Origin of the sequence: Micromonospora sp. NBC_01739, assembly GCF_035920385.1 — a bacterium.
GTDB lineage: Bacteria > Actinomycetota > Actinomycetes > Mycobacteriales > Micromonosporaceae > Micromonospora.
On record NZ_CP109151.1, the window covers coordinates 209,811 to 223,057 of the forward strand.

10 protein-coding genes and 1 tRNA gene are annotated in these 13,247 nt (G+C 70.6%); 6 read left to right on the forward strand and 5 right to left on the reverse strand.

Going from position 1 to position 13,247, the window contains the following annotated elements; translation table 11 throughout:
- Nucleotides 1-11: 11 nt before the first annotated feature.
- Both OIE53_RS00955 and OIE53_RS00960 read right to left on the reverse strand, forming a co-directional pair.
- A complete protein-coding gene (locus OIE53_RS00955) occupies nucleotides 12-1,283 on the reverse strand; it encodes an MFS transporter (RefSeq protein WP_327024641.1) in 1,272 nt (423 codons plus the stop codon).
- On the reverse strand, nucleotides 1,280-2,629 hold the full coding sequence (locus tag OIE53_RS00960; RefSeq protein ID WP_327024642.1) for a GH1 family beta-glucosidase: 1,350 nt from the start codon (nucleotides 2,627-2,629) through the stop codon (nucleotides 1,280-1,282). The genes OIE53_RS00955 and OIE53_RS00960 overlap by 4 nt, the downstream gene beginning before the upstream one ends.
- 187 nt (nucleotides 2,630-2,816) lie before the next feature.
- Between OIE53_RS00960 and OIE53_RS00965 the strand changes: the two genes are divergently transcribed.
- A complete protein-coding gene (locus OIE53_RS00965; RefSeq protein WP_327024643.1) occupies nucleotides 2,817-3,263 on the forward strand; it encodes an SRPBCC family protein in 447 nt (148 codons plus the stop codon).
- 89 nt (nucleotides 3,264-3,352) lie between these two features.
- On the opposite strand, the gene OIE53_RS00970 is transcribed toward OIE53_RS00965, so the two are convergent.
- The 3 genes from OIE53_RS00970 to aceE all read right to left on the reverse strand — a co-directional run bounded on the left by OIE53_RS00970 (nucleotide 3,353) and on the right by aceE (nucleotide 8,657).
- On the reverse strand, nucleotides 3,353-4,279 hold the full coding sequence (locus tag OIE53_RS00970; RefSeq protein WP_327024644.1) for a hypothetical protein: 927 nt from the start codon (nucleotides 4,277-4,279) through the stop codon (nucleotides 3,353-3,355).
- The gene (locus tag OIE53_RS00975; protein WP_327024645.1) at nucleotides 4,276-5,565 is read right to left on the reverse strand and encodes a choice-of-anchor B family protein; all 1,290 of its coding nucleotides are present in this window, start codon (nucleotides 5,563-5,565) and stop codon (nucleotides 4,276-4,278) included. Before OIE53_RS00975 ends, OIE53_RS00970 begins: the two co-directional genes overlap by 4 nt.
- A 347-nt stretch (nucleotides 5,566-5,912) precedes the next feature.
- Entirely contained in the window at nucleotides 5,913-8,657 is a 2,745-nt protein-coding gene (aceE, locus tag OIE53_RS00980; protein ID WP_327024646.1) for a pyruvate dehydrogenase (acetyl-transferring), homodimeric type, read from the reverse strand.
- A 244-nt stretch (nucleotides 8,658-8,901) separates the two neighbouring features.
- On the opposite strand from aceE, the gene OIE53_RS00985 reads away from it, so the two are divergent.
- The 5 genes from OIE53_RS00985 to OIE53_RS01005 all read left to right on the forward strand — a co-directional run bounded on the left by OIE53_RS00985 (nucleotide 8,902) and on the right by OIE53_RS01005 (nucleotide 13,184).
- Nucleotides 8,902-9,306 carry a secondary thiamine-phosphate synthase enzyme YjbQ gene (locus tag OIE53_RS00985; protein ID WP_327024647.1) on the forward strand — a complete coding sequence of 135 codons (405 nt, stop codon included), beginning with the start codon at nucleotides 8,902-8,904 and terminating at the stop codon, nucleotides 9,304-9,306.
- A 71-nt stretch (nucleotides 9,307-9,377) separates the two neighbouring features.
- Complete coding sequence (locus tag OIE53_RS00990) at nucleotides 9,378-11,954, forward strand: transketolase C-terminal domain-containing protein (protein ID WP_327024648.1); 2,577 nt, start codon at nucleotides 9,378-9,380, stop codon at nucleotides 11,952-11,954.
- Nucleotides 11,955-12,065: 111 nt separating this feature from the next.
- Nucleotides 12,066-12,503, forward strand: a complete 438-nt coding sequence (locus tag OIE53_RS00995; protein ID WP_327024649.1) for a DUF3052 domain-containing protein — start codon at nucleotides 12,066-12,068, stop codon at nucleotides 12,501-12,503.
- A gap of 54 nt (nucleotides 12,504-12,557) precedes the next feature.
- The gene (locus OIE53_RS01000; RefSeq protein WP_327024650.1) at nucleotides 12,558-13,022 is read left to right on the forward strand and encodes a peroxiredoxin; all 465 of its coding nucleotides are present in this window, start codon (nucleotides 12,558-12,560) and stop codon (nucleotides 13,020-13,022) included.
- 87 nt (nucleotides 13,023-13,109) lie between these two features.
- Nucleotides 13,110-13,184 (forward strand) — tRNA-Val (locus tag OIE53_RS01005).
- The last annotated feature ends 63 nt before the right edge of the window (nucleotides 13,185-13,247 follow it).

A 13,247-nucleotide genomic window follows, 5' to 3' on the forward strand; every position in this document is an offset into this window, starting at 1 on the left:
ACAGCCTACCGTCAGGGCACCGAGCGGATCTTCAGCACCAGCACGCTGCCGAGGACGGTCACCGCGGCCGTGATCGCGTACAGGGCCGGGTAGCCGCCCAGATAGACCACGATCGGGGCGGAGATGGCCGGTCCGAGCACCTGGGGTGCGGAGTTGGCGATGTTGACCACCCCCAGGTCCTTGGCCCGGTCGGCGGCCTTCGGCAACACCTGGGTGATCAGGGCGGCGTCGACCGACAGGTACACGCCGTAACCGGCACCGAGCAGGGGGGCGGCGGCCAGGGCCATCGGCCAGGTGGGCATGGCGGCCAGCAGCAGCGCCGCCACCGCCATCACCATCCCGGCGGCGATCACGAAGACCTTCCGTTTGCCGGAGCGGTCCGACAGCCGCCCGGCGATCACCGTGGTGGCCATCAGCCCGGCGGTGTAGAGCAGGATCAGGATCAGCAGGCCGCCGTCGGGATCGGCCAGCCGCACCTTGTCGGTGAGGAAGTACAGCAGGTAGAGGGTGCCCAGGGCGTTGCCGAGCTGCACCAGGAACCGGGTGATCCAGGCCCAACCGAAGTCGGGATGCTGGCGCGGCGAGACCCACATGCCGGCCAGCAGCCCTCGCAACGTCGGTCGGTGCGTACGCGGGAGGGGATCGTCCGTGGTGCGCAGGGTGAACGGCACCGCGAGCAGCACCACGGCGGCGGCGATCGCCAGATAGCCGGCGGCGTTGCCGGTGACCACGGCGGTGACCAGCACCACCCCGAGCACCAACCCGAGGGCCTGGGGGATGCCTACCCAGCCGGAGACCCCGCCCCGCTGGGCCACCGGCACCCGATCCGGTACGGCGGCGGTCAGGCTGGCCAGCATCGCGTTGAAGCAGGTCTGCGCGGCGATCCAGCCGACGACCACGCCGAGCATGGTCTGCGCCTGGGCGAGCAGCACCAGGGACAACGCCCCGAGCAGGGCACCGCCGAGGGTCCAGACGTGTCGGCGACCGTACTCCCGGCGGCCGATCCGCAGGCAGGTCCGGTCCGACAGGGCTCCGGCCAGCGGGTTGACCAGCACCGCGGCCAGCGCACCCAGCCCGGTGACCACCGCCAGCATGGTCTCCTTGTCGGTCGGCGTGATCTGCTCGATCTGCTGGGGCAGCAACACCTGGATGGGGGTGAAGAAGGCCATCCAGACGCCGAGGTTCGCGGCGAACAGCAGGGCGGTCCAGCCCCGCCGTACCGGCACGGTCGGCTCCGCCAGGGCGGCCGGCAGCGAGGCCGGGGTGGGGTCGATGGTGGTCACCGGGCGGGGGTCCGCTCGGCGGCCGCGATCACCTCACGCAGCCAGGCGTACGAGGACTTCGGGGTACGCCGCTGGGTGGGGTAGTCGACATGCACCAGACCGAAGCGTTTGGTGAAACCCTCGGCCCACTCCCAGTTGTCCAGCAGGGACCAGACGAAGTAGCCGGTGACCTCTACCCCGTCGTCGATCGCGGCGCGTACCGCCCGCAGGTGGGAGTCCAGGTAGGCGATCCGGTCCGGGTCGTGCACCCGCCCGTCGGCGTCGGGCAGGTCGTCGTAGGCGCAGCCGTTCTCGGTGATCTGGATCGGGGGCAGGTCGGCGCCGTAGCGACCGTGCAGCCAGCCGAGCAGTTCGCGCAGCCCTTCCGGGGCCACCGGCCAGTCGAAGGCGGTACGCGGGTAGCCCTGAAGCGGCACCAGGTCGAAGGGCAGGGGTGATCCCGGCTCGGCTGCCCGTACCGCCGTGGGGTTGTAGTAGTTGACCCCCAGCACGTCCAGGGGGGCGGCGATCACCGTCAGGTCCCCGTCGCGGACCGCGCTCTGGTCGAAGCCCAGTTCGGTCGGGTATCCGCGCCCGAGCAGGGGATCAGTGAACAGCCGGTTGTGCAGGGCCTCGTAGGCGGCCACGGCGGCCAGGTCGGCCGGGGTGTCACCGGCGGGGCGTACCGGGGAGTAGTTGTTGGCGATGGCGACCGGGGCGGTGGTCCGGGCGCGCAGGGCGGCTACTGCCAGACCGTGGCCGAGCAGTTGGTGGTGGGCCACCGGAAAGGCGTCGAAGAGCAGGGCCCGGCCGGGCGCGTGCTCGCCCGTGCCGTAGCCCAGGCTCATGTGGATGAAGGGCTCGTTCAGGGTGATCCAGAGTCTGACCCGGTCGCCCAGACGCTCGGCCACCAGGTCGGCGTACTCGGCGAAGCGGTGGGCGGTGTCCCGGTTCAGCCACCCGCCGGTGTCCTCCAGGGCCTGCGGCAGGTCCCAGTGGAACAGGGTGGCTACCGGGTCGATGCCCCGGTCGAGCAGCCCGTCGACCAGCCGCTCGTAGAGGTCCAGTCCAGCGGGGTTGACCGCGCCGCTGCCGGTGGGCTGCACCCGGGGCCAGGCCACCGAGAACCGGTACGCGCTCACCCCCAGCTCGGCCATCAGGGCGATGTCCTCGGGGTACCGGTGGTAGTGGTCGCAGGCGATCTCGCCGCTGCTGCCGTCGGCGATCCGTCCCGGGGTGTCCGCGAAGGTGTCCCAGATGGAGGGTCCGCGTCCGTCCGTGCCGGCGGCGCCCTCGATCTGGTACGCCGATGTGGAGACCCCCCAGCGGAAGCCGGTGGGGAAGCTGGGCATAGCTGCGGTCGACATGCGCCCTCCCGGAGAAACGCGAAACGTGTTCGGCACTCTAGGGCTCGACGGGGCGCGGGTCTATAGGTCGACGTGCATGGGAAAGCAATACCTTTCGGCGTGTCTTTTGCGAACACGTCCGCATACGTCCGATTTGACGCATAGAGTGCCGATATCGTGGGATGTCCTCACTGGAGGAAGACGGATAATGATCCTCGTGGAACGCAGCGCGCACGTGGCGGCGCCGGTCGAAGCGGTCTGGGATGTGGTGCAGCGGGCCGAGCAGTTGCCCGCCTGGTTGGCCGGGGTCCGGGCGGCCGAGGTCCTCTCCGGAGAGGGCTTCGGGCGGCGGCAGTTGGTCCAGGCCGGCCGGGGTGCCGCGCATGAGGCCGAGGTGATCGCCTACCAGGAACCGACCCTGATCGGCTGGCGAGAACGCGCGAAGGGCGCCGGTGCCCGAGCGGAGGCGCGCACCGAGATATACGTCCAGCTCACCGCAGACGAGGAGGCGGGCGGCACCATCGTGCGGCTGATCGTCGTACGCTGGCCGGCCGGTCCGGTCAAAGCCGCCCTGCTGCGCCTCGGCCTGCGTCGGGTCGGCGCCGACCTGGAGGACTCGCTGGCCCGGCTGACCGACCTGGCCGCCGTCGGCTGACCGGCCACGTCCTGGCGTCACCCGCGACGGTGGCGGCCCCGGTGTCCCTGCCAGGTGCACCCGGGCCGCCACCGCTTTGCGGCCGGTACTCACACGACCACGGTGAAGGCGGCTACCCGTACCTCGTCGAGATGTCGGAACTCGAAGAACAGCCGGTAGGTGCCCGCCGAGGGCACGGTGATCCCGAAGGCCACCACCGAGCTGGGTTGGCTGGCCGCCGCCGGGTGCACATGCAGGTACGCCAGGTCCCCCTGGCGCAGCGCCACCAGATGCCCGTACGCCCCCAGGTGCAGTTGCAGGTCGTTGACCGGCTGCCCGTCACGGCCCAGCCAGACCAGCACCTGGTTGGACTCGCCGGCCCGCAGGCCCCCGTCCAGGGTGATGGTGTAGCCGTCCACCAGCACGGTCTCCTCGGGCAGGGGAAGCTCCTCGGCGGCGTACCGACCGGGAACCGGCAGGTCGATGCCGAGGGTGGTGCCCGCCGCCGCCCCGACCGGCCAGAAGTCGGCGATCGCCCGTAACGGGCCGGGGGCGGCCGGGGTGACCGCTACCCGCCAGGTGCCGTCCGGCGACATCTCCGGATGCACGTGCTGATATCCGCCGAGGTCCCGGCCGACCAGGATCAGGTGCAGCGGCCGGTCGTGGACCACCTGGAAGTCGGTGAGCGCACCACCTGCCGAGTCGGTGATCCGGAAGACCAGCTCACCCGGCTTGCCGGCGCGCAGCTCCGCCTGGTCCACGGTCAGGGTCCAGCCGTCCCGGGAGACCTCCAGCCCGCCGGGCCCATGATCAGCGTGGGCCAGGGCCCCGGCCGCCGCCGGCCGGGCCGGCCCGGTAGTACCGCCGGCCCGGCCCGCGAAGAAGCCGACCGCCAGGGTCAGGCCCAGCACCAGGACGGCGGCGGCGTACCGGCCGACCCGGCCCCCCGGTGCCTCCCCGGGACCGGGGCGCCCCGGCTGGGGCGCCCCGTCCACGATCTCGGCCAGGGTCGCCGACCGCTGATCGGTCGTGGTCACGACAACCGGGGCTGCAACACGAACAGCCCCTGCTCGATGCCGCTGACCACCACGATGCCGCTGGGGAAGTAGGGGTACACGCTCCACGCGCCGTTCATCGACGCGCTGTTGCTCGACGGGTAGATGTCGAAGTAGCCCGCCTCGGTGGCCCGGCCGCTGGACACGTTAGCCAGGTCCAGGATGCGCAACCCGGCCCGGTAGTTGGCCTGGTAGCTGTACCTGCCCTTGACGTACTGGTTGTGGTCGGTGGCGGAGACCCCGCTGGGCGCGCTGTAGGTGCCGATGTGCCGGGGGGCGTCCAGGTCGGCCAGGTCCCAGATGTAGGTCTGGGTGGTCACCCCGCGCCGGGACTCGTCCAACTCGTCGTCGAGCAGGAAGTACCGCTGGTCCTCGGTGAACCAGCCCTGATGGGTGTACGCCCGACCGGTGTAGCCGATGCGGGCCAGCTGCCGGGGAGCGGACTTGCTGGTCACGTCGACGACGGTCACCGTGTCCTCGTTGGAGCTGACACAGATCTCCCGACCGGTGTACGCGGTGTCCGGCCCCCGGTAGACGACACACTGGGTGTCGTGGGTGTAGCCGTCGTTGCTGACGCAGCCCGCCGAGACCGGGGACTTCGGGGTCCGGATGTCGACCATGTGCAGGCCGCCGCTGCAGGTGTTGGTGCCCACCGCGTACGCGTATCCGGTCTGCTCGTTGATCGCGATGTTGTGGGAGTTGCCGAAGCGGCTGTAGTGGACGTCCGCCGTCCAGGTCTGCGGGCTCGTCACCCCCCGGAGCCGGGTCAGGTCGAAGACCTGCATGCCGTGCCCGGAGACGTCCGCCACCACGTACGCGTGGTCGCGGTAGACCTTGATGTCCCGCCACACCGCGGTGCGATTCTGGTACGCGGGCAGGTTGCCCAGGTAGACCGGGGCGCTCGGGTTGGACACGTCCACGAAGGAGGTGCCGTTGCGCCGGCCGACCAGCGCGTACTCCTTGCGGGTCTGGGGGTCGGTCCAGCCCCAGATGTCGTTCGCCTGGCTGCCGCCGATGTTGGCCAGCGGCATGAACGACAACAGGTCCACGTTGCGGCAGGGGTAGCCCGCCGCCTGACCGTTGGTGCAGGCGGTCGCCGCGGCGGCGACCATCTGCTGGGTGGGTTCACGCTGGGCCATGAACTCCTGAGCCGAGGCCCGCCCCGCGGGGGTAGCGGGATCATGGGCTACCGAGGGTGAGCCCGGCCCCACCATCGACACCACCAGGGCGCCGACGGCCAGAGCCAGGCCGATCCGGACACTTCGCATGTGCACTCCCTCCCGTCGCGCCGAGGCGTCGGTGGCGTCCGGGCCGACGGTGAGACGGCGCGACGGAATGTCCACCGGACCGACCCCTGCCCAAGGAGAGCAACGCCTATCGATGAGTCTGAATCACCCGTGTTACAGACAACACCCACCTTCAATACCACCTACGTCATACCACCCCCTCTGGCTACACCCCCCACCCCGCTGAACCCCGTTGATCATGAGGTTGGCGGCAGTTGTTGATCTCCACGGTGCCGTCAAGCTCATGATCAACGGGGTTCAGCGGGGTGGGTTGGGGAAAAGGGGCGGGCCCGGCGCGGAGCGCCGGGCCCGGGGTGGGTTGGGGTGGGTCAGGTGTCGCCGCCGGTTTCGCCTACGGGGGCGGCGTTGACGTCCTCGATGGCGTACTTCTTGGCGGCCTCGGCCGGTACGTGGGGCGGTACCGCTCCGCGTAGGGCGAGCTGGCGCAGGGTCGCGACCGTGACCGACTCGGCGTCGACGTGGAAGTGTCGGCGCAGGGCGTGGCGGGTGTCGGACAGGCCGAAGCCGTCCGTGCCCAGGGAGGTCCAGTCACCCGGTACCCAGCGGGAGATCAGGTCCGGCACCGCGCGCATCCAGTCGCTGACCGCGACCTTCGGGCCCTCGGTGTCGGCCAGCTTCTGCTGGATGTACGGCACCCGCTGCTCCGCGCCCGGGTGTACGAGGTTGTACTCCTCGCACTGGATGGCGTCGCGGCGCAGCTCGGTCCAGGAGGTCACCGACCAGACGTCCGCGGCCACCCCCCAGTCCTGGGCCAGCAGTTGCTGCGCCTTGAGCGCCCACTGCATGCCGGTACCGGAGGCCAGCAGGTTCGCCCGAGGGGCGTCCCCCTCCAGCGACGGGGCGGCCGAGTAGCGGTAGATGCCCTTGAGGATGCCCTCGACGTCCACCCCCTCCGGCTCGGCCGGCTGCTGGATCGGCTCGTTGTAGACGGTGAGGTAGTAGAAGATGTTCTCCTGCTGCTCGCCGTACATGCGGTGCAGGCCGTTCTCCATGATGTGCGCGATCTCGAACGCGAAGGCCGGATCGTACGCCACGACCGCCGGGTTGGTGGCCGCGAGCAGGTGGGAGTGGCCGTCCTCGTGTTGCAGGCCTTCACCGTTGAGGGTGGTGCGGCCGGCGGTGGCCCCGAGCACGAAACCGCGCACCATCTGGTCGGCGGCGGCCCAGAAGCCGTCACCGGTGCGCTGGAACCCGAACATCGAGTAGAAGATGTACATCGGGATCATCGGCTCGTCGTGGGTGGCGTACGAGGAGCCGGCGGCGGTGAAGGAGGCGACCGAACCGGCCTCGTTGATCCCCTCGTGCAGGATCTGCCCGACGGTGGACTCCTTGTACGACAGGAACAGCTCCCGGTCGACCGCGGTGTACCGCTGACCGTGCGGCGAGTAGATCTTCGCGGTCGGGAAGATCGAGTCCAGACCGAAGGTACGCGCCTCGTCCGGGATGATCGGCACCCAGCGCTTGCCGAACTGCTTGTCCTTCATCAGGTCCTTGAGCAGGCGGACGAAGGCCATCGTGGTGGCGACCTTCTGCTTGCCGGAACCGCGCTTGATGTCGGCGAACCGCTCGCTGCCCGGGATCGGCAGGGACTTGGCCTTGGTACGCCGCGAGGGCAGGTAGCCGCCGAGCTGCTGACGCCGCTCGTGCAGGTACTGCATCTCGGCGGACTTCTCCTCCGGACGGTAGTACGGCGGCAGGTAGGGGTTGTCCTCCAGCGCCGAGTCCGGGATGTCCAGGTAGAGCCGGTCGCGGAAGGTCTTCAGGTCCTCCAGCGTCAGCTTCTTCATCTGGTGGGTGGCGTTGCGGCCCTCGAAGTGCGAACCGAGGGTCCAGCCCTTGATCGTCTTGGCCAGGATCACGGTCGGCTGACCGGTGTGCTCCGTGGCCGCCTTGTAGGCCGCGTAGAGCTTGCGGTAGTCGTGCCCGCCCCGCTTGAGGTTCCAGATCTCGTCGTCGCTGAGACCCTCGACCATCTTGCGGGTACGCGGGTCACGGCCGAAGAAGTGCTCCCGCACGTACGCCCCGGACTCCGCCTTGTAGGTCTGGTAGTCACCGTCCGGGGTGGTGTTCATGAGGTTGACCAGCGCACCGTCGGTGTCGGCGGCGAGCAGTGGGTCCCACTCCCGGCCCCAGACCACCTTGATCACGTTCCAGCCGGCACCCCGGAAGAACGCCTCCAGCTCCTGCATCACCTTGCCGTTGCCCCGCACCGGCCCGTCGAGCCGCTGAAGGTTGCAGTTGATCACGAAGGTGAGGTTGTCCAGCTCCTCGCGGGCGGCCACCCCGATCGCGCCGAGGGTCTCCGGCTCGTCCATCTCACCGTCGCCGAGGAACGCCCAGACGTGCTGGTCGGAGGTGTCCTTGATGCCCCGGTGCTGTAGGTACCGGTTGAACCGGGCCTGGTAGATGGCGTTCAGCCCACCCAGCCCCATGGACACCGTGGGGAACTCCCAGAAGTCCGGCATCAGCCGCGGGTGCGGGTACGACGGCAGACCGCCGCCGGGGTGGGACAGCTCCTGCCGGAAGCCGTCTAGCTGGTTCTCGCTGAGCCGGCCCTCCAGGAACGCCCGGGCGTACATGCCGGGGGAGGCGTGACCCTGGTAGAAGATGTGGTCGCCGCCGCCCGGGTGGTTCTTGCCCCGGAAGAAGTGGTTGAAGCCCACCTCGTACAGCGAGGCGGAGCTGGCGAAGGTGGAGATGTGGCCGCCGACACCGATCTCCGGCCGCTGGGCGCGGTGCACCAGCATCGCCGCGTTCCACCGCACGTAGGCACGGATGCGCCGCTCGACGTGCTCGTCGCCGGGGAACCACGGTTCCCGCTCCGGCGGAATGGTGTTGATGTAGTCGGTGGTGGTCAGCGACGGCACCCCGACCTGGCGCTCACGAGCGCGCTCCAGCAGACGCAGCATCACGTAGCGGGCCCGCTTGGCGCCGCGCTCGTCGATGACACCGTCAAGCGACTCGACCCACTCGCTGGTCTCTTCGGGGTCGATGTCCGGAAGCTGGCTAGGCAGGCCGGCCGTGATCACCGGGCGCTTGCGTTCCGTAGCCACAGGCGTTCCCTCGGTTGTGTGTGGGATAGGTCTCTAGCGCCATCCTGCCCCGTCACGGCACGTGCCGTCACGTCCACCCGTGTCAAGGGCGACGCGCGACACAGGTACTCATCAGTAACGTCGTCGTTTCCGGACTTACCGCCTCCGAGCTGTGGCCCGAGCGGCTGACCAGCCGATCCGACCTGTTGGCGAAGATCATCGTCGGCGGGAGCGCCGGTCGGCCGATTGCGGCAGAATGCGAAGCATGCGTAGTGAGGTGATCACCGTCCGGACCGGCTCCCGGCCCACCGTGCAGGACATCACCGTCGAGGCGGAACAGTTCGTCGCCGGACAGGGTGACGGGCTGCTGCACGTGTTCGTGCCGCACGCCACCGCCGGGCTGGCCATCATCGAGACCGGCGCCGGCTCGGACGACGACCTGCTCACCGCGCTGGACGCGGTGCTGCCCACGGACAACCGCTGGCGGCACCGGCACGGCTCCCCGGGCCACGGGCGCGATCACGTACTGCCCGCCTTCATCGCCCCGTACGCGACCCTGCCGGTGCTCGACGGTCGGCTGGCCCTGGGCACCTGGCAGTCGATCTGCCTGGTGGACACCAACGGCGACAACACCACCCGCCAGGTCCGGTTCTCCTTCCTACCGGGCTGAGGCATCCGTCGATCGGGTCGACCGGTGAACCCGAGCGGGGTTCGAGTGGGCGAGGTGTGCTCCGGTCGGTAATGCTGTCGGACGTGACCACCCCGCAGGATCTTGACGACCGACTCCGGGAGTCCCTGGCCGCGCTGACCGCGCCGCGGCACCGTACCGACCCGGCCCGACCGGTGGCCGAGGGCGCGACCTTGACCGGCGCCCAACTGCTGGAACTCTTCGACGCGCAGGTCACCAGCCGGCAGCTCGACCTGGCCGGGCGTTGGCTGCGCAGCTTCGGCGAGGGGTACCACACGATCAGCTCGGCGGGCCACGAGGGCAACGCCGCGGTCGCGGCCGCCCTGCGCCCCACCGACCCGGCGCTGCTGCACTACCGCTCGGGCGCCTTCTACTGCGTCCGCGCCGCCCAGGCCGCCGACCCCGCCGCCGGGTCCGTGTTGCTGACGGCCGACGACGACCCGGACGGTACGCCGACACCCCCGACCGCCCCCACCGACCCGGCCGACGGAGGCGACTCGGCCGACGGAGCCGATTCGCCCGATCCCACCGACCCGGGTGACCTGTCCGACTCAGCCGACCCGGGCCACCCGGCCGACTCAGCCGGAGATTCGCCGACAGTGCTGGACACCGACCCGACCGATGACGGGGGCGACGGTCGGGCTCGGTTGGCTGTGGTGCGGCGGCCGGTGGCGGCGGCGTACCTCGAGGCGGCGCGGGACGCCCTGCGGGGGATGGTGGCCTCCGGCCAGGATCCGATCGCCGGTGGCCGGCAGAAGGTCTTCGGCCGTGCCGACCTGGCCGTGGTGCCGACCACCTCCACGGCGGCCTCGCACCTGCCCCGGGCGGTGGGCATGGGGTTGGCGGTGGAGCGGCTGCGTCGACTGGACGCCCGAGGGGCCCCGGCGCAGGCCGACCCGAGTTTCCGGGTCTCCTGGGCGCCGGACGCGATCGTGGTCTGCTCCTTCGGCGACGCCGCGATCAACCATGCCAGCGCCACGGCCGCGTTCAACACCGCCGGCTGGTACGACCACACCGGCCTGCGGATTCCGGTGCTGTTCGTCTGCGAGGACAACGGCCTGGGCGGCAGCCTGCGATCCCCGCAGGGCTGGGTGGCGACCGCCCTGCGGTCCAAGCCGGGGATCCGCTACTTCGCCGCGGACGGTGCCGACCTGGTGGAGGCGTACCAGGCGGCGCGCGAGGCGGCGGCCTGGGTACGGCGACACCGCCGCCCGGCCGTGCTGCACCTGAGCACCGTCCGGCTGCTGGGCCACGTCGGGGCGGAGGCCGAGAGCGCGTACCGGGACGCCGAGGAGATCGCCGCCGACCTGGCCGCCGACCCGGTGGTCGCCACCGCGCGACGGCTGGTCGAGGCGGGCCTGGCCGGTGGCGGCGAACTGCTCGACCGGTACGACGAGATCGGCTGGCAGATCCGTCGGCTGGCCGAACAGGTGCTCGACGAGCCGAAACTGGGCAGCGCGGCCGAGGTGGTAGCCCCGCTGGCCCCACGCCGTCCGGTCCGGGTGACCCAGGCGGTGGCCGACGCGGGCCTGTACGCGGCCGGGCCGGGTGCCGGGGCCCGCCTGGAGGCCTTCGGCGGCAAGCCGCCGGAGCTGTCCGGCCCCCTGACCCTCGCGCAGAGCATCAACGCCGCCCTCACCGACGGGCTGCTGGCGTACCCCCAGATGGCCGTCTTCGGCGAGGACGTCGCCGCCAAGGGCGGACGGTACGGGGTGACCGGCCGGTTGCGTGACCGGTTCGGTCCGGCCCGGGTGTTCGACACCCTGCTGGACGAGACCTCGGTGCTCGGTCTGGGGCTCGGCGCGGGACTGGCCGGGCTGCTGCCGGTGCCGGAGATCCAGTATCTGGCGTACCTGCACAGCGCCGAGGACCAGGTCCGCGGCGAGGCGGCCACGATGGGGTTCTTCTCCCAGGGTGCGCTGCGTAACCCGATGGTGGTGCGGGTGGCCGGCCTGGCGTACCAGGAGGGCCTGGGCGGGCACTTCCACAACGACAACTCGGTGGCCTTCCTGCGGGACGTACCCGGACTGGTGGTCGCCGTGCCGGCCCGGCCGGACGACGCCGCGGCGATGCTGCGTACCTGCCTGGCCAGCGCGGTGGTGGACGGCAGCGTCTGCGTGTTCCTGGAGCCGATCGCCCTCTACCAGGCCCGCGACCTCTACGGCGACGGTGACGGTGAGTGGCTGGCCGGCTATGCCGAGCCGGGGACCTGGGCGGCCGGGCACGTCCCGGTCGGGCGGGCGCGGGTGTACGGCGTCGGCTCGGCCGAGGACCTCACCATCGTGACCTTCGGCAACGGCGTACGGATGGCTCTGCGGGTGGCCTCGGCCCTGGCGGACGAGGGCATCGGCAGCCGGGTGGTGGATCTGCGCTGGCTTGCCCCGCTGCCGGTGGCCGACCTGATCCGGGAGGCCGCCGCCACCGGGCGGGTGCTGGTGGTGGACGAGACCCGGCGCTCCGGCGGGGTCGGCGAAGGGGTGATCGCCGCGCTGGTCGACGCCGGATATGTCGGGGCCGTACGCCGAGTGGCGGCCGTTGACTCTTTCGTGCCTCTGGGTCCGGCTGCCCGGCAGGTCCTGGTCTCCGAGGAAGCAATCACCCAGGGTGCCCGTACGCTGCTGGCACGGTAAATTTCGTTCCACCCGGTGCGCCACTTGCGCGGGACGGCACAACTGTGTGGACTTGCCTGACGGCACCGACCGGGTGCCGTGAGCTTGGACGAGATGAGGAGGCACGCGACAGTGAGCGCGACCGCTGGTCAGGCTGCCGACGGGGTACGCAGCCTGGCGGACCGGTTCGGCATCGAACCGGGCATGGTCGTCATGGAGATGGGCTACGACGACGACGTCGACTCAGATCTCCGGGACGCCCTGACCGACCGTTGTGGAGAGCTGGTCGACGAGGACACCGATGAAGTGGTCGACGCGGTGCTCGTGTGGTACCGCGACGGTGACGGTGACCTGTTCGAGCTTCTCGTCGACGCCCTCGGCCCACTGGCCGACAACGGGGTCGTGTGGCTGCTGACGCCCAAGGCCGGCCGCGACGGCCACGTCGAGCCGAGCGAGATCGCCGAGTCCGCTCCCACCGCCGGCCTTCAGCAGACCTCGACGGTCAACGCCGGCAAGGACTGGAGCGGTGCCCGTCTCGTTCTGCGTCGCGGCGCAAAGGGCAAGAAGTAGTCTGCCGCAGAACGTGACAGGCTGTTGCCTCTAGACTCGATCCAAGGAGTTCACATGCCCATCGAGGTTGGCGCCGAGGCGCCCGACTTCGTCCTCAAGGACCAGAACAACCAGGAAGTCCGACTCTCGGACTTCCGGGGTCAGCGTACGGTCCTGCTGGTCTTCTACCCGCTGGCCTTCACCGGCGTGTGCCAGGGCGAGCTGTGCGAGGTGCGGGACAACCTCAACGAGTACGTCAGCGACGACGTCCAGGTGCTGACCGTGAGCGTCGACTCGGTCTACGCCCACAAGGTCTGGGCGGACCGGGAGGGCTACCAGTTCCCGCTGCTGGCCGACTTCTGGCCGCACGGCGCGGTCGCGCAGGCGTACGGGGTCTTCAACGACACCGCCGGTATCGCCAACCGGGGCACCTTCGTCATCGACAAGGCCGGTGTCGTCCGCTTCGCCGAGATGAACATGCCGGGCGAGCCGCGCGACCAGCAGGGCTGGCGCAAGGCTCTGGCGGAGGCCACCGCCTGACCCGATTCCCAACGGGTGCGACCGTCCGGCAGGGCCGGTGCGCGGCAGGGTAAGCTGCCAACCGCCGGTCCGCCGTACGGCGTTTCCGGGCGCGTAGCTCAGTGGGAGAGCACTCGCCTTACAAGCGAGGGGTCGCAGGTTCGAAACCTGCCGCGCCCACCAGTACCAACGGCGGTGGGGCCAGGGCGCCCTCACCGTTACGGCGAAACGGCGGAATCCAGGCGA